We start from the raw sequence: 19,844 nt of genomic DNA, 5'->3' as shown, positions 1-19,844 counted from the left end.
TCTCTCCCGTCTGGCCGCATCCGGTGCCGCCGTCACCTACTGCACCCGATGCACCGACACGGCTTTGTAGATGTTGCCGATGATCCGGACCGGCACCGACGTCTCTTTTTTCACGCCGTTGCGGTACACGACCTGAAAGACAATCGTATGTTCGCCTTCCCGGATCTCTCCATCAAACGACATCCAGCTTTCGTCGTGCAGTTCACCTTCATACCGCAGACCGCCTGCATTAGTAAGCACCACTCTTTTACGGATCGAATCCCCCGTCTTCGACACGGCCCGCAGCTCCGCCGTCACCTCGTTCGCCGGCGCCGCCGAAATCACTGCCGCAACGCGCATGATCTCGCCCGAATAGAAATCTTTCGGATCGTGCTCGACCTCATGCCCTGCTGCCGCGTGTTTTTCTCGCCACTCTGGCGTATGATGCACTTCTCCCTCAATGATGAGCGGCAGCACCGTGATGGGTTTCGTCACGCTGTCCGATGCCCCTTTCGGGTCACGGACCGTGAGGGTGACGTTGTAAACGCCGGTGCGATTTTCCGTATCCGCGCCAGGAATGGCGAACGCTTGGGTCGAACCGCTCCGAGTATATCCGTTCGGCCCGCTGACCGACCATTGATAAGTCAGCGGATCCCCATCGGGATCAGTCGAGCGGTCGATCAACGTGATCGTATCCCCTTCATATGCCGGTTTCGGCGACCAATCGAAATCCGCCACGGGCGGCCGGTTCGTCTCGATGTAGAAATACTTCGGCCCGCTCCAATCGCTCCAGTCATAACCGTCATGAACCCGTACCCGGATGTACATCGTCACTCGCTCCGGCAGGTCGGCAGTCGGCACCCAGTTCTTCGCGGTTCCGGATCTTGCGCCGGTGTCGCGTTCAAGCGAGCCGTTCGTGCGATAAATCTGCACCTGGTATTGCGTCTGCGCGTCGCCGTCAGCATCCGAGTACGTCCATATGAACGTCGGCCGCAGCACATCAAACTTCGTCGGATTGGCCGGGTCCGCGCTTGCGGGCGTCGTCACGTTCACCTGGGGTTTACGATTGACGACCGTGACGGTTCGCACCGCTTCCGCCGGTTGGCCGAGACTGTCTTCCACAAGAAGCCGGAGCTGGAACGTGCCGAGCGTACTAAACATTTTGGTCCAGGTTGTCCTTACCGCGCTCGCCACGGTCTCAGGCCCGCCAGTCGTTACGTTCTTGAGATAGTACGTATGCTTGAGCTTCTCGCGCCCGCCGTCTTCCTTGTCCCACGACTGCGAATCAATGGTCACCGGCACGCCGCGATAGGTTGTGGCAGGCGTTGCCGTAAACGCGGCAACCGGAGGATCATTCGGCGCCGGGAGCTTTTCGATATAAATCATTTTCTCGGTGTACGTGCTCCAGGCATCGTACTCATCCTTGACCGCCATACCTACGGTGTACCATCCGGTTTCGGTCGGCGTCACCAGCTTGGTTTCGGACAAGACGCCGGATGGTGAAATGTAATAGTATTTGCGCTGCAAAATCCCTCTCGTAGCCCGGTAATCAATGCCCGTCGCCTCGGTCGAATAATTCGTGTCGCTCAGCCAGCGGTCAGGGTCATAGGAGCGGTCGTTCCATACGACTGTGCCGTTTGCGGCAACCGTCAAGTCGAAATCGCTGACCGGGCGGCGGTGAATGATCACTGTCTGCGTCGCGGTATTGGACTCCTTGCGGTAGCTGTCGAACTCGTTCCTCGGATAGAGATATTCCGGATGCGGATCATCCACCGTATGAGCCGACAATTCATAAACCCCGACTTTATCCATGACCGGCTGCTCGGCATTATATGTCTTGTTGTGATAAGCCGACAGTCCCGACTTGCCGTCACCCGCATTCAGGAATTTGTTCGGATTAACGTGTTTGTACGTCCAGCTTGTCCGGGCTGTGATTCTCGGGTCGTTCTCAGGGTCGGAATAGTTCGTGTTGTATTGCAGCCTTTCCCCGACAATGCCAACGCCCTGCAGCCGGTTCTTCCCGCCAAGCTCCGACAGATCGCGGTACGACATGTTGAAAAATTCTGTTTTGAAAATTTCCGAGAACGGTCCGAAAGTGCCGCCTGTATAGGTGTTGTCGGTTAAATCAATGACCGGCACACCGTTGAAATAGATGATATGCTTGTCTGCATACCGTTTGATTCTAACCGATTGCCGTTCCGAAAGCGGAACATTGACATCGACGGAAGCCAGCACCGTCTTGCGTCCGTTCACCAGCTTCACAAGCCGGATCCGCCAGGTATTCAGCTCCACGCGGTACATGTTGAGCCGATCCTGGATGTTGTAGCTGAATCCGGAGTAGAGATTTTGGTTCATGTCCGTATTGAACCGAATTTGAAAATTCAGCTCGACATTCGACGAATCCTTGTCCCCCGCAAGCTGCTGAAGCGACTCCAGGATGCGGAAGCTGTCATCCTGCTTCTGTTTCGGTTCGAGGATGTACATGTATAAGCCTGACCCTGCTGCCAAGACAAATAACGATCCATCCACCATTGGTACGACTACAGTAGTCCCCAAATTACAATTGTTAAAACAACCTGAATCAAGATCCGCTGCCAATATCTCCGTATTCCCGTCTCGTCCAACCCGAATAACGTCAAAGGATTTGTGGCCATTTTTGGGAACAACGCCGTACCGATAACCCGCTGCGTCATGAATAACCCGACGAACATCCAAGTAGTTTTCCATTAAAGCTCGATCTCGGTAGGAATTAATCGGGACATTCTCTCTTGGAACATAAGCTCCTGACGGGTATTGATAGACGGAATAACCATCAAAATAATGGACGCCATCTTCCATGAAGATGTCCGGACTTTTATTCTGAGGTATCGGCCCAATAACGGTCATGCTCGCATTTTTTCCACTGAATCGCACAACTTGTTGTCCATCAACGTTATAAATCGCATTCGCAAAACGATCATAACCGAGATGATCGTACCTGAACGAAGAAATATTTGTGTTGGGGAAAGGACAACTATTATTATTACCTTCATACAACAAACTGCCATCCCAGCCGAAAATTAAGAACTTGTTACCACTGTAGTACCCTGTACAACTAAAGTATCCATACGAAGAAGTCATGCTGTTTACTTGATCAAACTTTACAGTAACGGATCCGGTTTGGTACCTCTTCTGTGCATAGCCTGCTGTTTTTGCGTCTACAACGGCGTTGTAGGTTCCATCCTTTCGCAAGAAATCATCTACCGTATAGCGTCTAAACTCAGGGTTAGGATTGTAGCTGCCAGATATCGTCATCGTGTAGACGAACTTGTTTTTATAGTCAACCCGTGTTATCCATTCACGCTCGATATGTTTCTGATCGTTGCCAAAGCCGCATACCGTAATCAGGTATTTATCACCAGTGTAGCGATTGAGAGCCAAGCAGCTCTTTTCACCATTTGTGATATAGAAGATCTCTTTTATGTCATCGACTCCTGCAAAGTAACGGCCTGCTATCGGTTTAACTTCAAAACCGCCGCTGCTTGGGAGAATGTTATTTGTATAAAGCTCACTTGAGTAATACTCTGTTGTGAAAACACTGTAACTCATTACACCAAGGTTCTCAGGGGTGTGCGCCAGCGCGCCGGTATAAGGATTTATCCCCCATGCCTTCGGCTTGTTGTTCGTCGTAAAGTCCATGTTCCGCCAGTTGCTGTTGTTCACCAGGTTGCTTGCCGGCAGCGGGACAAGCGGCGAAACATGCGGCTCCGTTTCCTCATACGAGACGTTGAACCCGAAGGTCGGGGAATCGTTCACAATCTCCAGATCGTACGTCTTCGACGCCTCGCGCCCCCAATCTTCCCGCACATACAGGGTAAAACGGTACTTCCCGACACGCTGCGGTTTAAACTTGGCCTTGTTCTGAGCGTTCAGCGGCAAGGTGACAACGGTTTCCCCCGTGAAGTTGCCGTCATTGTTCGAATCGTATTGATACGTCAGCCGCCGCTCAACAATTTTATCGCCGTCCGGCGAGTAGCTTTCATCCGTAAGCGTCAGCTCGACATTTCGGATGGATGGTGTGATGTAATCCAGCATAGGCACAGGCGGCAAGTCGGGTTTGACCGTCAAGTAATGCCTCGCTGGCTCACGTGATTTGCGGCCGGTGTTGTCGAACACTTCGAGCGTGATGATCTCCGTTCCCGGCTCCGAATACACGGTCTTGCGGTTCGTCCAGATGTCGCGGCTGTGGTCGATCGTGCGTCCCGGAACCGGACTGTAGCTGAAATCCCCGTGTATCGGCGGCGTAACCGGCCGGTCCTCCACAACCTCTCTCGGCCCGGTGATGACCGGAACCGGATCTTCGGTTACGACCTGAACCACAGCGGTTTGCGTATCGCAGGCTCCCCAAGGGTCGCACATTGTGCCTTTGGCAATCTGCATGCCTGCGGCGGTCATCTTGATATTGCCCCAGCCGTTGTAAAGCTCAAAGGCGTTTTCCGGGATCGTTTTCGCCCAATCGGAGCTGTCGCTGAAGTCGAAACCTTTCCAGATGAGCGGATCACCGTCCGGATCATACGGTGTAGGTACGGACGGATCTTCAATAAAGATCAGATCCAATACTTCGCCCTCGAACACTTGCTTTACCGGAACATTTGTGCCGGGGTAAACCCACGCAACTTGGAATGAGGGCGGACTGTTTTTACTCGGCCCGTTCACGACAAGTGTATGGGTGGCCGTCTCCTTCGTACCACAGTCCTTTGTCCGAATCTCCAAGGTAATCGTATGCGTCCCGACTTCAATAACCGACGGATACGTGCTGTACGTGTATGAATGGATCGTGTTTTGTCCATTGGCCCTTGACGTATAATTGGTCCGGCCATCCCGTTCGATTTTGTAACGATGGCCGTCATAGGTACAGCCGTTGAACACAAAATTCTTCGGCTTCAAAGCAAAAGGCTCTCGATAATCAATCACCGGCGGCAACACGTCGAAATCGCCGGTGAAAGATTTGTTTGGATCCACGGCCGTAAACGGCCTGGACACCTGGTTGTTGTTCTCGTTGCTCTCCGCGATCGCGTTGGCGCTGTCCACCACAAGCAGGAACGTCTTCTGCTCTGCGGACGTGAACGTGTAGGTGAAGTTCATCGAATAATCGCCCGGTCCGCTGGCTGGCTGACTTTGTAACTTTACCTCGGAACCATCGACCATGACCTTCACGTTGTACGGTTTCCCGGTCTCTTTATTATCGACGCGCCATCTTGCTGTGAAGCTGGCCGGTTTGCCGACCTCAATGGGACCGTTCGCTGTAATGTCCACCGCCACCAGGTCGGGCTTGTCCGGTGCGGTATCCGGTTCATAATAGAGCTGTACGATGTACGTGTCAAAGTTGCCATCGTACACAAATGACGGCGGCGTCCCTGGGATGATCTCACCATCCGGCTCTCCACAACTTCCGCCCGCACCATCCGCCTCTTCGCAATTTCCGCCCGGCCAGTACGTCATGTAGGTCTTCTTTTTATAGCCCACATACCGATATCCCGGAATGGTCGGCACTTCCGTCGTAACGGTCGTGCCCTTTTGCATGTTGTAGATCAAGTCTGCCGTTGTTCCCTGATACGGGATCCGTTTTTTGGCTTCAGCATCGAAAAACCGTACACGTTTCTGACCGTCCAGTTCAAACTTTAAGCCGATCGCAAAGTAGAAGCGATCGCCCCTGGCTTGTCCAACACAACCCGGACAATCAATAGGGGAGCCCTTTCCATTAGTTTTGCCTGCTAGATCTAGAGTAAAGGAAACAGCATTTGTTCCTGTGCCGTTCGGTGGGGTAGGAGTCATACGAAAGCTGTCAATTTGAGAGATATAATCAGCATAAAATCCATAATCAGCTCCAGCACGAGATTGCTCAAAAAATTCGATATGTTCAAGATTACTCGGATCAAACTTGAACACTTCCACATTTCGGACAACCCGATCATTGAATGAAAAGCTATATTTCCAATCCAATATGCCGTAACCAAACGATTGCCCAGGCGCAACCGGCGCCCATACCCCTGCGGTATTGCGCCACAGATCGAGCGTCATCATTGCGATGGCATACCGCCATGTCGGCGGGCCTTCTACCTTGCCATTCTCATCCTTATTCTGATACGGCGTAATGTGCGCGTTGCCGAAATTCAGCTCCTCAGCCGCCGCCTTCTTGGGAATCAGAGTCAGGTACGGATCAACAAGCGGCAGCATGAGAGATATAACGAGCACAACCGCTAGCCACTTCTTATGCCGCTTCAATGATGATCCCTCACTTGAAGTAATTCTCCATTAGAATGACGGAATCCGATCTGGATCGAACTCCGATATACTCCGCATCTTTCAGTTTTATGTTTTTGTAATCCTTGATACCAAAGTCAATTTCGTCGAACGAATCAATAACCGGATTGTAAAACGCCCGCCATTCACTTACATACTCGCGCATAGAAGTGTTTTCTCCGCGTGGCTTTAACGGCTGTCCGGTTTGCAACAGATAGAACGGGAGGCCAAGCAATCCTTTTTGAGTAGAAACCGTGCGGAAGTATTCTTTCCCGTCAATTACTACCCGGTCAACCCGTGCAATTGGGGTGCCAGCAATTACCAGAGGCCAGTCTGTTTCTTTGATAATGCGAACAGTTGTGTGATGCTTGCCAAAATCCGGACTGCGATAATCATAGATTTTAAGAGTATTTTCCGCATACTTGCCAGTAAAGTAATGCAGATACGGCTTGATATCGACTTTCTCCGTAACTTCCTCCAGGGTTGGCACATCCTTGTGGCCGATCCACACATAGCGGCTGAGAGAGTCCCATTCTACTGTCTCGCCCAACTGTTCAGAGACAAATCGGGTCGGCACCATTGTCCGGCCGTTCTTCACATACGGAGCTGCCAGTAACTCCTTCTTCTGCCCGTTGACATATGCCGTCTTTGAGCCAATGGTAATCGTCACTTTCCGCTCATCGCGCAAGAACGTAATCGTCTTCCAGTCCGGTGTTACATCCAGCTGTGCGCCAAGCGCATTCGCCACGGCGCGGAACGGCACGAACACGACGTCATTCTTCAACTCCGGCTGCACGTCGCTGGCAATTTGCCGCGCATTATACAGCACCTTGATCGGCAGATTGAACTGACGGGGCGTCGTCTGATCGGCCGCCACGACACCAATTGAAGTAAAAGACAATACGGCAACAACCCCGATAATCAGCAGTTTCCTGAACATCTGATAATAGCACTCCTTTGCGTCATCTTACTGTTTAAAATTCATACACAAAGCGCATTCGCAGACTCATGCATCTGCAGCCGCAGTCCCACGCCCATAGCACCAAGCATACACTCTTTGGTTATCAACCCGCTTCCATTCAACTTTTGTCGACAAGTTCAATATTAGACGATTATCACAAATTCTGGAACATTGATCCCACAAAATTTCAAGAAAAAAACACCTGTCCCGCGCCAAACCCGCGAGACAGGTGCTTCCTGTCCGTAGTCAAAATTTTTCTTACATTATATGATAACCATGCCTGAAAAAGCAAGATATCTATCACATTTACGGCAGCATCGCCACATCCTCCGGATCGCTCAGATTGATCAGCAGTGTGCTGTCCATGCCGCTTTCGGGATCGGCGAAAGCAAGCGAAGACATTGCCGGTCGCCGGCGCAGCCACTTCTCCTTCAGCACGGCCGGATCCCCGGGATTGCCGCCCTCTATGCCGAAAATCTCATCCGGACGGACAACGGTTACCGCACCAACCGCGCCCGCCCGGCGATCGAACCGTTCCGCAATGGCCGCGGTGTCGTCGGTTGACCGGCAATCGACGAGGGTGACGCGGACATCCCGGCCGGTGCGGAGCGACCACCGGCGAAGCCTGCGCAAGTACCACTCGACCCGCTCCCCCTGATTGCCCGCGAACAGCACCACATGCATGCCGGCGCGCCATCCCGGCAAATGCCGGGCGGCCATCCGCACCGCCAGCGCAGCGAAGGCGTAGCAGCCGATGATCGCAAGCAGCATCCACCACATGAGCATCCGCCTCCTTCGTGCCATCAGCATATGCACGCGGATGCCCATTCGTGATGGCAGGCATGACAAAAGCCCCCGCGCCGAACCGGGACGGATCATGGCGATTCATCGATCCGCTTCCCGTTCCGGCAACCGGGGGCTTGTACGCTTGCGCGCGGTTTACAGCGTCACCCAACCATATTTGATGGAATTGATGACCGCCTGCGTCCGGTCGTCGACTTCCATCTTCTGCAGAATGCTGCTGACGTGGTTCTTGACCGTCTTCTCGCTGATGAACAGATGCTCGCCGATCGCTTTGTTGCTCATGCCTTCGGCCATCAGCCGCAGCACTTCCGCTTCGCGCCGCGTGAGCGGACTGTTCTCGCCCGCAACGAACTTGACGCCCGACTCCTTGCTGGCGGCCGCTCCGGACACGACGCCCATCTCGTCCAGATACGTCATCCGACGCAGCTGGTTGATCAGCTTGCCTGTCACCTTCGGATGGATGTACGCATGGCCTTCCGTGACGGAACGGATCGCATTCACCAGCGATTCGGCTTCCATGTCTTTGAGCAGATAGCCGGACGCGCCTTTGCGGAGCGTCTCGAAGACATAGCTTTCATCATCATGAATGGACAGAATGATGACTTTCACATCCGGGAACAGGTCGCGCAGCCGTTCGGTGGCCACGACGCCGTTCTCGACGGGCATATTGATATCCATCAGCACGATATCCGGCTTCGTATGGTTGCAGAACTCCAGCACCTGAATGCCGTCGCTGCACTCGCCGATTACTTCCAGATCCTCTTCCATGTTGAGAATGCGTTTCAGGCCTTCGCGGAACAGCTGATGATCGTCCGCAAGCAGCACTTTGATCTTGCGGCTGCCCGTAGCCTTGAGGTCCATGATGATCACGGCTCCTTTCACAAATCCGTACTCACAGGTATGGAAATCGTGATTTTCGTCCCTTGTCCTCTGGCGGATTCGATATCTATCTTGCCATTGAGCAATTCCACCCGTTCGTGCATACCGATCAGTCCGTAGTGTGAACTCGTTTTCGACCGGGCCATGGTCTGTTCGACATCGAACCCGACGCCGTTGTCCTGGATGACGATCAAAATCCGCTTCGGAAAGAACGTCATCTCCAGACTGACGTATGTCGGAGAGGCATGCTTGAGCGCGTTGGAGAACGCTTCCTGGACAAGACGATAAACGGCGGCTTCCATGGCGGACGGCATCCGGAGTTCGCGGCCTGATGTTTCAAACACCGCGCGGATTTTCGTTTTCTCTTCGAAATCCTGCACAAACTTCCGGAGCGTCGGCACCAGCCCCAAATCGTCCAGAGCCATCGGTCTCAGGTTGAAAATGATCTTGCGGATTTCTTCCAATCCTGAGCGAACCTGACTTTTCAACTCCATTAATTCTTCCTGCACCAGCTGAAATTCCTGCTTCACCAGCATTCTTTCCGCAATTTCGGTCCTAAGCACTAAGTTGGCCAGGGATTGGGCAGGGCCGTCGTGAATCTCGCGCGCCATCCGCTTTCGCTCTTCTTCCTGAGCCAAAATGATCTTGAGTCCGATCAGCTGGCGGTTCTTCGCCGACTCCAGGATACGCGTCACCTGGTTGAGATCGCCGGACAAATACTCCAGCACGACGTTGATCTGCGAGCTGATCGTCTCCGCCCGTTCCACGGACACCTCGACGCTTTTGATCCGCTGCTGCAGTTCGTCCCGGCGCGCTTTCAGGTAGTACTCTTTCTCCCGGTACATGAGGAGATCGAGCTGGATCCGGGTCGCTTTCTCATAGGCGCTCTTGATGTCGGCTTCCTTGTAGCGGATGAAATCCTTGCTTACCTCGACCAGCCGCATGCGCGCGCGCCGGAATTCGCGTTCCAACTCGTCTACCTTGTCGATCGTCTCACTCGTTTCTTTCTTGACCCGCTCAAGCTCCTGCCGGAGCGACAGGAGCTCCTGGCGGGCCGATTCGGCGATCTCGAAAATCTGGTATTTGCTCTGTTCCATCACCGAGATCGCATTTTTGATAATGCTGTCGATGTCGTTTATCCGGACGTCCACAATGACTTCCGCACCCTCTCGCGATTGGGTTCCTACCATCTAAATATACCATAAAATGATTCGCGGTTCGTCATTGGATCGTCACGGTGTTGTTCTCCTTGTTCCAGTCCACCCGAAGTCCGAGCTGTTCCGACACGAGCCGGATCGGGACGAGCGTCCTGCCCTTTTCGGCATACGGCTGCGCGGGGGCGCTCTTCCGCTCACCGTTCACGATGATCGTCTCCTGACCGAACCGCAGCTCCAGCAACCGGTCTCCGCGCAGCACCGTCACTTTCTTCGTCTGCGCATCCCAATCCGTCGAACCGCCGAGCTGGTCCGCCACGAAGCGGAGCGGCAGGTAGGTGACGCCGTCTTTCGCGAACGGCGCGACATCCAGGGTTACCGGCTGTCCGCCGACCTTCGCCTGCCGGGAGCCGATCGCAAGCACGACAGTGCTGCTCTTCTGTTCTCCGGATGCGGCGGGATAATGCAACACAATATCGTCAAAATAGACCTCGCCGTACGCCGGCCGATCCGCCTGCCCCTCCTTGGGAGAAGCGACATACAGACTCTTGAGCTTGACCGGATAGACGAGCGGATAGGCGGTCAGATCCGCGGTCAACGTTTTCCATCCGTGCCAGTTGAGCGATTTCGCCAGGTCGACAAGGTGGTCCTTGCCGGCCGCGTCCGTAATCATCGCGCGGACCATGTGGCCGCTGGCGTCGCCGTACACTTCCACCGATAGACGGGTCGGCTGCCCCGGCAGCGCGACGCCTTGGCCATTGAACATCGCGTAAGCCGCTTTCGTCCGGTCTTCCGCGCTCGTCGAGAAATCGTACTGCAGCCGCAGCGCCGTAGATGTTTCACGTCCCGGCAAGCCGGACACGAAGCCGGTTCCGGCCGTCACTTCCGACGGCACCGAAGACGGCGTGATCGCAACCTTGACGTTCTCGAAATCTTCGAACAGCTGCTGCGAACTGCCCGCGGTCAGCGTCAGCAGCGCCGAGTAGCCGTCATAACGGGCGATGGCGTAGCCGGTTTTGACGCCCTCTTTCACCGCATGGATGTTGATGACTCCGTCCTTCGCCGTCCCCTCGAAGCCGCGGAATTCCCATTTCACGCTTGCCGCGGGAACGGACAGCTTGCGGCCGTCCGCGAGCTCCACGGATACCGGTACGCGGATCGAGGCGCCCGGCGCAAGCTCCGTCTGCGAGGCGGCGATCGTCATGCGGACGATCTGCTTTTCGCCGATCACTTCCAGCGCCAGCTTGTCCGATATGCTGCCCGATTTGACGGTCAGCGTGCCGGTGCCCGCCCGGGCCGGCTGAAGGACGTTGCCCGTCAGCTTGCCGAGCTCCGGCTTGTCCAGGCTCCATGCCGCGGACATTCCCGCCGGATCAAGCGGATTGTAGTATTCGTCATAAGCTTTCAAGGCGTACTCCGCCTGCTCGCCGATGAACAGCACCTGTTTGCCGGATATCGAGATGCCGAGCAGCTTGCCCTGCGGCGCGCTCGTGTATACACCGATGCCGTTCACGACCGGCCGCTGCCAGGTGCCGGATCCGCCGTCTTCCGTCGCGTGCGCCAGCTGCGTTTCGAACTCCCCGAGCGGCCGGGCGATCATCGTCGTCGAGCCGCCGCCGTCCAGATTGATGCCCCGCCATACGCCGAGCATGACCAGGATTTGCTGCAGTTCCGACAGGGTCGCACCGGCGCTGGAGCCGCTCTTCTCGACCGTCACGAGATAGACGGTTTTCTTGTCCTGCGAATAGCCGACGGCCGTGCGGGCGCGGTCGGCGTTCGGGCTCAGGCTCGAGACGCTCCGCGAGAAGGCAGCCGGAACACCGCCGTCCACCAGAATCGTATGGCCGCCGATCATCATGCTCCAGTCATTGGCGGAATAGGTCATGCCCGACGTTTCCGATTTGATGAAGGATGTGGCCGTCACCGGCGTTCCCGGCAGCAGATTGTCCAGGATGAACTGCGCCGCCTGGCCGTGTCCGCGCAGAATATATCCGTTCTCCGGCGGCTGAACGGGCAGGGCCGCCTTGTCGGAAACCTGCACGACAATCCCGTCCTGCACGAGCGCTTCCGTCGGCGTCGTGCCGCTGGCGCTCGGCCGCTCCGCGGCCGTCCAGCTGCTGGTGTACATGTACAAGGCATTTGCGTGGCTGGCGCTGCCGTCCTGATTCCAGTACGCCGCCTCGTTCACGCCGCTGAGCTCGAATTTGGCTCCGTTCGCCGCGACCACGCTGCCCTGCATGGTAAATCGGTCGATGACCGGCAGACGGCTGGACGTAATGCCGAACATGTACATGCCGTCGAGTTTGCGCGCCGTCTTGAGCAGTTCCCCGCTCGTAATCTGGAAACCGAACGGCACCGCCTGACTGCTCGACATGTCAAAATAATCCGCGTTCACCCCGGCGACAGCGCCGCTCTCCTTCACCATCGTGCCGACAGCCGTTTTGCCGGGCAGCGTGCTTCCCCCCGTCATCGCATTCAGCGACACATAGGGGTTGGTCATATCGATCGCAATGACATGCACCCTCGTCTTCCCGTTCGCTTCGCCCTGCGCCGGGATGAAGTCATACGTGCGCCGAACGGCGCCGGAAGTGACGGGAGATTCTCCCAACAGGAGCAGCTGGGGCGATGCTGTCGCACTCGCCGACGATGTCTTGCTCGCTGCCGATGCCGTCCATGTCAAGTTGCCCGCGACTGGCTGCAACAGCATCGCGGCTCCGATTGCTCCGGCCATGAATGTACGCGCCATTCTCCGCATTGCCGGCCGCTTGGCGCTTCGACTCCATCCGAACTTGATGCGTTGCATCGCTTCTCTCTCTCCCATCTTATGGTCTATCGGGTAAAACGGACAACTTATAAACGCTTATCCTTCTAAAATAGACTACCATTCGAAAGGAAAAGTTCCGGTGATTCGACAAGAATTGTGGAAAGTTTGTTGGAAGCGCAAGAAAACCGCCCTTATCGGGCGGTTCTCGATGTTACATCAGTTTCACATATTCGAGCAGCCGCTTGATCATGACAGCCGCTTCTGCCCGTGTCGCATTGTTTTTCGGGCCGAGCTGGTTGACGGACGTTCCGCTGATGATCTTGGCTTCAATCGCCCGGGCCATGTCTCCCCGCGCCCAGGTCGACAGCGAATTGTAATCCCTGTAAGGAACAAGGTAATCGGACTGCGTGCGCGACAGCAGGATATCTGCGCCCGCCGCCCGCGCGGCGCGAACCATCATCGACGCCATCTGCTCACGGGTAATCAGGCTGTTCGGCTCAAACCGGTCCGCCGATACCCCTGCGACGATGTTGGCCTTGTATGCCGCTCCGATATATGCGGCCATATCCGAAGAGGTTCTGATATCCCGGAATACGCCCGCTGCCTGCGGATCGCCTTCCAAGCCGAGGCCGCGTACGATATATTCGGCGAATTCAGCCCTTGTAATCGGCTGGTTCGGCTCGAACTTCTGCGGCGTGCGCCCTTCGATGATCAGCTTGTTCAGCATGATCTGCAGGTCTTTGCGCGCCCAGTGGTTCGCCGGAATATCCGAGTAAGTCGCGTTATGCCGGATCACCACGTAGGCCGCGTTCTGCTTGTGCTTGAACGTCACGATCGACGAGCTGCCCTGATTCCGGATGGCCGTCGGAATGTAGGCGATTTTGCCCGTCTTCGGATCGAGCCAGACCACCGTATGCTGCTGTGCGTCCAGCGAGCCGGAGATCTTAAGCTCCCGCGTGGAATAGTCCTTCAATGCCGAGAGCGTTTCGGTTTTGGAACCGCTCGTGAAGTACAGATTGAACACATACGTGTCCGAGATCATCGTCATTTGTTTTTGAATCAATGCCGCCCGCAGTTTGCTGGTCTGGTTCACGTTGCCTTTGTCAATCTCGATCAACAGGTTGCCTTGGCCGTGATTTCGGACCAGCTCGGCCAGCGCGGTTTCATCGATCGCGCGAAGCGGCAGCTCGTAGACGATGTCGCCGTAAATTACGGCGAAGGAAGCCTGGTTGGACATCCCTTTGGCCTTCAGCAGCGCATCAACCGGTACTTCCACCATGGCAGCCGACTGCGATGCGGGCACCGTAAACGTCACGCGGTACTGGTTGAATTTCGACAGGCTGAGGTTGTAGGCGTCTGCCACCGTGGAGGACGACAGCGTGTAGCGGTTGGCCGTCCTGCCGCCTGCGGATGTCCGCGTCGACACCGACCCTGCCTGGGTCTTGATGTTGACGCCTCCGCCCGGCGCCGATTCATAGTTTCCGCCCAGATCGACGCTTCCTCCGCTGTTACTTCCGCTGCCCGTGATCACGTAATCGGTGAACGCCGGCACAGGGATGCCGGATGCCGATTGCAGCATGGCCGTCGAGGTCGGCGTGTAGCTGACCGTCACCGTTGAGCCGCTGCCAATCGAAACGGCCAGATCCAGCCTGACGATCGAACCGTTGACCGACACAGCGTTGACCGTCCGAACCGAACCGTTCTCTTTCACGGTAAACTGCGCTGCAGCAGGCAGATTACTCGTCTTGAGCGCTTGGTCGAAATTCAGCAGCACCGTGTTGCCGGATACCGAAGCGCTTGTCAGGTTCACGGCGATCGTATTGTTCGTTACCGGCTGATTGCTGAACGCCGGCGCGTTGTTGCCGGCCAGATCCTTCAGGGCGGGACTGCCGCCAAGGTAGCTGACCGTGACCGCCTGTCCGCTTGTCAAGTTGGCCGACAGCGTCAGGATGACCGTCGCCCCGGATACCGAGACGGACGAGATCGTCCGGGTAACGCCCGATTCCATCACGACAAACTGATTGGTTCTCGGAACCGAGCCGGAATCCAGCGCTTCATTGTACACCAGCGTCACGATATTGCCGGACGCATGCAACGAATAGAGCGCCGGTGCCGTCTTGTCCAGTGCGTTCCGAACAGCAAAATTGCTGAACCCTGCCACTGAATTTCCAATGACATCCTTGAGCGGATAGGATCCCGGTGAATAGTTGACATAGACATTCACGTCGGTCGTAACGGCTGACGACAGCGTGAGCATAATCGTATTGCCGCTGCTCTTGATGCTGATCGGTGCAATATATGCACCGCCCGCATAGACGCTGAATTGCTGGTAGGCAAGTTCATGCACCGACTGCAGCGAGCTGTTGAATGTCAAGGTCAAGACGGCTCCGCTTACCGAGCCGCTGAGCGGTGCCGGCAGCGTGGATCCCGCTTCATTCTTGACGGCATAATTCGTCAGGTTCGCCGCCAAATTGCCGGACGGGTCCTGGATTGCCGGATAGGCCGGCGAGTTGCGCGTATAATACAGCTTCACAGTTTGACCGTACACCACACCGGACTGAAGCGTCAGAATGACCGTTTGGCCGCTGACGGACACGGCTGTCACGTTAATACGGATATCGTTGGCCGTGACATAGAAACTTCCCGAAGGCGGAACCGACTGCTCGTCAAGCGGTTCGTTATAGGTCAACACGATGCGGTTGCTTCCCGACATGACGGCACTCTGGATGGCAGGCGGCGTCTTGTCGGTGCCGACCGTGCTGAACGGCCAGATATACTCGTTCAGGATGCCGCCGAACGGATTGCCGGCCATGTCTTCGATAATGCCGGGCGGAATTTCAACATAATAGTTTGTCGCGCTTTGCAACCCTGCAGGGGTAATCACAAGCGTCTTGCCGTCATTGTCGATGACAGCGGTCGAGGAAACGCTGGTGCTGCCCGAACCGGTTCTCCGGAATCGGATATCGGACGTCGAATTCGAACCGTTCGCGAAGCGGACCGCTTCGCTGAACGTCAACTTGAACACTGCATTGGGATCGACACTCTTCGTTCCGGGTGCCGGCTCCATCGCGGCAATTGTCGGCGCCGTGTTATCCTGGGAGACCGAGAAATTCCATGTTGTCTTGTCCGAGATGCCGGCGAAATAGTTTCCTGCAGCATCACGGAACGCCTGTTTGCCGATCATGACATAATACGACTGATTGGAGGCAAACGATCGGCCGACCTGTATGCTGATCGTATCGGAACCGAACCCGGTTACGCTGCTGGATGTCACCGGAATCGATGCGAATACGGCATCCGAATTCGAGTGGCGAATGGTGATATCGCCTGTGCCGGGATAGACCGGCTCGCTGAATTTGATTTTGAGCGTCGGCGACAGGCTCGAATTAACGGAATTGTCCGCCGGCGTCAATTCGCGAATCGTCGGCGGCGTCGTATCATTTCCCGGCATTGTCGTGAAATTCCACGCGGAAGCATCGGTAATTCCCGGGAAGATTACGCTGCTGTCGGCTGCATCGACAAATGCGCCCGGTTCGACCAATACGTAATACGACGTGTTGGCGGCCAATCCGCCGGGAAGATTGATCGTGACGGTCTGCTGATTTACAACGACCGAGCTCGAGTTCACCTGAATGGTGTAAACGACGGCATTCGTGTTCAGATTTTTGACCGTGATCCCTTTGCCTGCCGGGCCTTTTGCCACATTTTTGTTAAAGACCATCGTAAGCGAGTTCGTGCCGGCGGCTACGCCCGTCGCATCATCAGCCGGCACAAGGCCGGTCAAAGCAACGGAGGATCCGGAAACCGTAACATAAATCGATGTGCCGGCATACCGGTTTTTTGCAGCATCCTCAAACGCCGTATTCGGCACACTGACCTGGTAAACGGTGCTGCCTTTGAGCGGATTTGACGGCAGGATGGATATAGTCGTCGTACCGCTTCCCCGGACTTGACCGTCCGTTACCGGGATCGATCTGATGTCTGCGGCATCGTTCTGGTTCGTGAGCGTAATGGCGCCGCTGGCGGCATAGACCGGCTCATTGAACACTAGGACGATCGGTTCGCCCACCTGAACCGTTGTCGAATGCTGCACAAGCTGCGGCGGCGTCGTATCCGCGCTGCCCGTCGTAAACGTCCAGTCCCGCGCACTGGACAAGCCTGCATAGTCGATACCGGCTTCATTGCGAAATGCGCCCGTATCGACGATGACATAGTAAGAGGTGTTGGCCTCCAATGTAACGGAAGGATCAATCGTCACGACGTTCGATGAAATCGAAATGCGATTGCTGGTTGACGTCACGAACGATTCAACCACGCTGTTGTCGGATACGCGGCGGATCGTGACAGCCGCCAGCCCGGTCCCGATCCTTACAGGCTCATCGAACGTCAGCGTCAGATTCGTATTCGTGCTCACACCTGTCGCATTGTTCGACGGCGATATCGCCAACAGTTTCGGGCCTGACGTCCCGGCTGCTTCGGCCGTGGAGAACATGCCGGGAGTGCCGGGCGGCAAGAGCATATATCCGATGAGATGAAGGATTGCGATCAAAGCTATAATTGTCCGAACCCGTTTCAACGATGATCACTCCCAATAAAAGACACTCGTACTTAATTTTTCGGCCGATTCGCCGCAGATGTTTAGCCGGTGAGTGAACAAAAAGACCGGAAAACAAAAAAATAAAGCGTGCCTCGCTCCCGAGACACGCTTTGTTATTCCGGTCATTTCAAGGCGTCTGCTCGCAGTTGTTCCGCACGGTCGACGCGTTCCCACGGCAGATCGATATCGGTGCGTCCGAAATGGCCGTAGGCTGCCGTCTTCGCATAGATCGGACGGCGAAGATCGAGCATCTTGATAATCCCTGCCGGTCGAAGATCGAAGTTGCCGCGGATGATTTCCACCAGCTTCTCATCGCTGACCTTGCCCGTGCCGTACGTATCGACGCTGATCGATACCGGATTGGCAACGCCGATCGCATAAGCGAGCTGGATTTCACATTTGTCCGCGAGACCCGCCGCAACGATATTTTTGGCTACGTAACGTGCCGCATAAGCTGCCGAGCGGTCGACCTTCGTCGGGTCCTTTCCGGAGAATGCGCCGCCGCCGTGACGCGCGTAGCCGCCGTAGGTGTCGACGATGATCTTTCGTCCGGTAAGTCCGGCATCGCCTTGCGGTCCGCCAATGACAAATCGGCCTGTCGGGTTGATGAAATATTTCGTTTCCTTATCGAGCCATTCACCCGGTACGACCGGGCGAACCACTTGCTCCAGGATGTCTTGCCGGATTTGCTCCTGCGTCACATCTTCTCCGTGCTGGGTCGAAACGACTATCGTGTCGACGCGCACCGGCCGTCCGCCTTCGTATTCGATCGTTACCTGCGTCTTGCCGTCCGGACGCAGATAATTCAACGTGCCGTTCTTGCGCACTTCCGCAAGGCGCCGCGAAATTCGATGGGCAAGCGCGATCGGGAGCGGCATGAGCTCGGGCGTCTCATTCGTCGCGAACCCGAACATCAGCCCCTGGTCACCGGCTCCCAAAGCTTCGTTCTCTTGGTTGATTTCTTTGCCTTCACGGTATTCCAACGCGGCATTGACACCTTGCGCAATGTCCGCCGATTGCTCGTTCAGCGACGTGAGAACGGCGCAGGTATCGGCGTCAAAGCCATACTTCGCGCGGGTATAGCCGATTTCGCGGATCGTGCGGCGAACGATGGACGGAATATCGACATAGTCCGCGCGGGTGCTGATTTCACCGATTACAAGTACCAGACCGGTGGCCACTGCCGTCTCGCACGCGACCCTCGCGTACGGATCGACTTCCAGGAACGCGTCGAGGACGGCGTCGGAAATCTGGTCGCAGATTTTGTCCGGATGCCCTTCCGTAACGGATTCCGATGTGAACAAATGACGGCCTTTCGTCGTCATGGCGAATCGACCTCCTGCTGCATGGGAACTTTGCCCGACGGGCAAGCAAATCGGCTTGCGCCGTCCCTTGCAGGCAGGCGCATCCGTTTGCGGAGAAAGATAAGCCGTTATAAGCTTGAAACTTACAAATTCTTATCTTTCAAAAAATCAACCTTTTCCAATTGGAAAAGGTTGTTAGACAACTTTTCTAATAATCAATGATATCCGATTTGTCGGGTCCTGTCAATTTGAAGTTCGCGGAAGATCAAATTCTGCCGAGGATTTGCTCGGCCTGTTGAACCAGCCTTCGCGTAATCATACCGCCGACTGCCCCCGCATCGCGCGTCGCAATGGAATGCCATTGCACGCTGCCGTAGACCGCTTCCGGCTGTGATCCGAGTTCCCCTGACGACTCGGCCAGAAAATCGGCAGAAGGCGATGTCAGGCCAAGCTCGGCCGCAATCTCATATTTCATGCGATCAATCGCGGCTTGACACTCCGGCACGACCTTGATGTTTGAACGTCTTCTCGCCATTGTGAGCACCTCCCGTCGGTTGGTGCCCTTAGTATGAGACGAGAAAGCCGCGCCGAAGCGTATAAGATGTTGACATGCAGGTCAGGATCCGCTGGAACTGGGCGCCGCTGCAATTTCATATCTGCCGATGACGAGTACGGTGAGGGCGGATTTGGCTTGCGGGTCCGGCATGACACCGCGTCCGTCGCGCGGGAAAATCAGCAGATGATTGTTCGCCACCGGCTGTCCGCTTTTGATATCCTTCCCATCCGTTACATCGGATATGCCGTTCGCATCCGAACTATATGCGACGCCTTTGCCGGCACGCAGCACGAACTGCGCACCGGCTTTGGCCAGCAATACTTCGCCCGGATTGACCGAGACAACGGTGGTCTCAATCCCTTGCGTCGTTCCCTGTCCGCCCCCTGTCGAGCCGCCTGCCAGCAGCTTGTCGACATAGCTCTTCGTGACGAGCGGATCATCGATTGAACCCGGTTTGGCGCTGTCGGCCCTGGAATCCGAATGGGTGTAGATCATGACTGCAGTAGTTGTCAGTAAAATCAATAATGCCGTCAGCCCTAATTTCTTCAATGAAGCTTACCACCT

At 55.6% G+C, this 19,844-nt stretch carries 10 protein-coding genes; all 10 read right to left on the bottom strand.

The window, feature by feature from the left end; translation table 11 throughout:
- Window positions 1-36: 36 nt before the first annotated feature.
- Entirely contained in the window at window positions 37-6,243 is a 6,207-nt protein-coding gene (locus C6W55_RS09710) for a glycoside hydrolase family 78 protein (protein WP_286892494.1), read from the bottom strand.
- Window positions 6,244-6,253: 10 nt separating this feature from the next.
- Window positions 6,254-7,201: a copper amine oxidase N-terminal domain-containing protein gene (locus C6W55_RS09705; RefSeq protein WP_286892493.1), complete on the bottom strand. Its 948-nt coding sequence runs from the start codon at window positions 7,199-7,201 to the stop codon at window positions 6,254-6,256.
- A 327-nt stretch (window positions 7,202-7,528) separates the two neighbouring features.
- Window positions 7,529-8,002, bottom strand: coding sequence for a hypothetical protein (locus tag C6W55_RS09700; protein WP_015256543.1), 474 nt, complete (start codon window positions 8,000-8,002; stop codon window positions 7,529-7,531).
- 159 nt (window positions 8,003-8,161) lie between these two features.
- Complete coding sequence (locus C6W55_RS09695) at window positions 8,162-8,887, bottom strand: response regulator (RefSeq protein ID WP_015256544.1); 726 nt, start codon at window positions 8,885-8,887, stop codon at window positions 8,162-8,164.
- A 17-nt stretch (window positions 8,888-8,904) separates the two neighbouring features.
- Window positions 8,905-10,095, bottom strand: a complete 1,191-nt coding sequence (locus C6W55_RS09690; protein ID WP_483316359.1) for a sensor histidine kinase — start codon at window positions 10,093-10,095, stop codon at window positions 8,905-8,907.
- A gap of 31 nt (window positions 10,096-10,126) precedes the next feature.
- A complete protein-coding gene (locus C6W55_RS09685) occupies window positions 10,127-12,766 on the bottom strand; it encodes a stalk domain-containing protein (protein WP_286892491.1) in 2,640 nt (879 codons plus the stop codon).
- Between the two features lie 268 nt (window positions 12,767-13,034).
- Complete coding sequence (locus tag C6W55_RS09680; RefSeq protein ID WP_286892513.1) at window positions 13,035-17,315, bottom strand: Ig-like domain-containing protein; 4,281 nt, start codon at window positions 17,313-17,315, stop codon at window positions 13,035-13,037.
- A gap of 227 nt (window positions 17,316-17,542) precedes the next feature.
- Window positions 17,543-18,745 carry a methionine adenosyltransferase gene (gene metK / locus C6W55_RS09675; protein WP_286892490.1) on the bottom strand — a complete coding sequence of 401 codons (1,203 nt, stop codon included), beginning with the start codon at window positions 18,743-18,745 and terminating at the stop codon, window positions 17,543-17,545.
- 244 nt (window positions 18,746-18,989) lie between these two features.
- Window positions 18,990-19,259 (bottom strand): alpha/beta-type small acid-soluble spore protein, encoded by a 270-nt coding sequence (locus C6W55_RS09670; protein WP_286892489.1) that lies wholly within the window; start codon window positions 19,257-19,259, stop codon window positions 18,990-18,992.
- Between the two features lie 81 nt (window positions 19,260-19,340).
- Window positions 19,341-19,829, bottom strand: a complete 489-nt coding sequence (locus C6W55_RS09665; RefSeq protein WP_286892488.1) for a hypothetical protein — start codon at window positions 19,827-19,829, stop codon at window positions 19,341-19,343.
- Between the last annotated feature and the right edge of the window lie 15 nt (window positions 19,830-19,844).

The sequence above is a fragment of the Thermobacillus sp. genome, from assembly GCF_003390775.1.
In the GTDB taxonomy this organism is placed as follows: Bacteria; Bacillota; Bacilli; order Paenibacillales; family Paenibacillaceae; genus Thermobacillus; species Thermobacillus xylanilyticus.
This window is presented reverse-complemented; position numbering and strand designations above follow the sequence as displayed.

Bases quoted from the DNA above. Each gene is read 5' to 3' on its own strand.
- C6W55_RS09700 (WP_015256543.1), bottom strand. From the start codon at position 8,002: ATGTGGTGGATGCTGCTTGCGATCATCGGCTGCTACGCCTTCGCTGCG.
- C6W55_RS09680 (WP_286892513.1), bottom strand. From the start codon at position 17,315: ATGTTCTCCACGGCCGAAGCAGCCGGGACGTCAGGCCCGAAACTGTTG.
- C6W55_RS09670 (WP_286892489.1), bottom strand. From the start codon at position 19,259: ATGGCGAGAAGACGTTCAAACATCAAGGTCGTGCCGGAGTGTCAAGCC.
- C6W55_RS09695 (WP_015256544.1), bottom strand. From the start codon at position 8,887: ATGGACCTCAAGGCTACGGGCAGCCGCAAGATCAAAGTGCTGCTTGCG.
- metK (WP_286892490.1), bottom strand. From the start codon at position 18,745: ATGACGACGAAAGGCCGTCATTTGTTCACATCGGAATCCGTTACGGAA.
- C6W55_RS09690 (WP_483316359.1), bottom strand. From the start codon at position 10,095: ATGGTAGGAACCCAATCGCGAGAGGGTGCGGAAGTCATTGTGGACGTC.
- C6W55_RS09685 (WP_286892491.1), bottom strand. From the start codon at position 12,766: ATGCTGTTGCAGCCAGTCGCGGGCAACTTGACATGGACGGCATCGGCA.
- C6W55_RS09705 (WP_286892493.1), bottom strand. From the start codon at position 7,201: ATGTTCAGGAAACTGCTGATTATCGGGGTTGTTGCCGTATTGTCTTTT.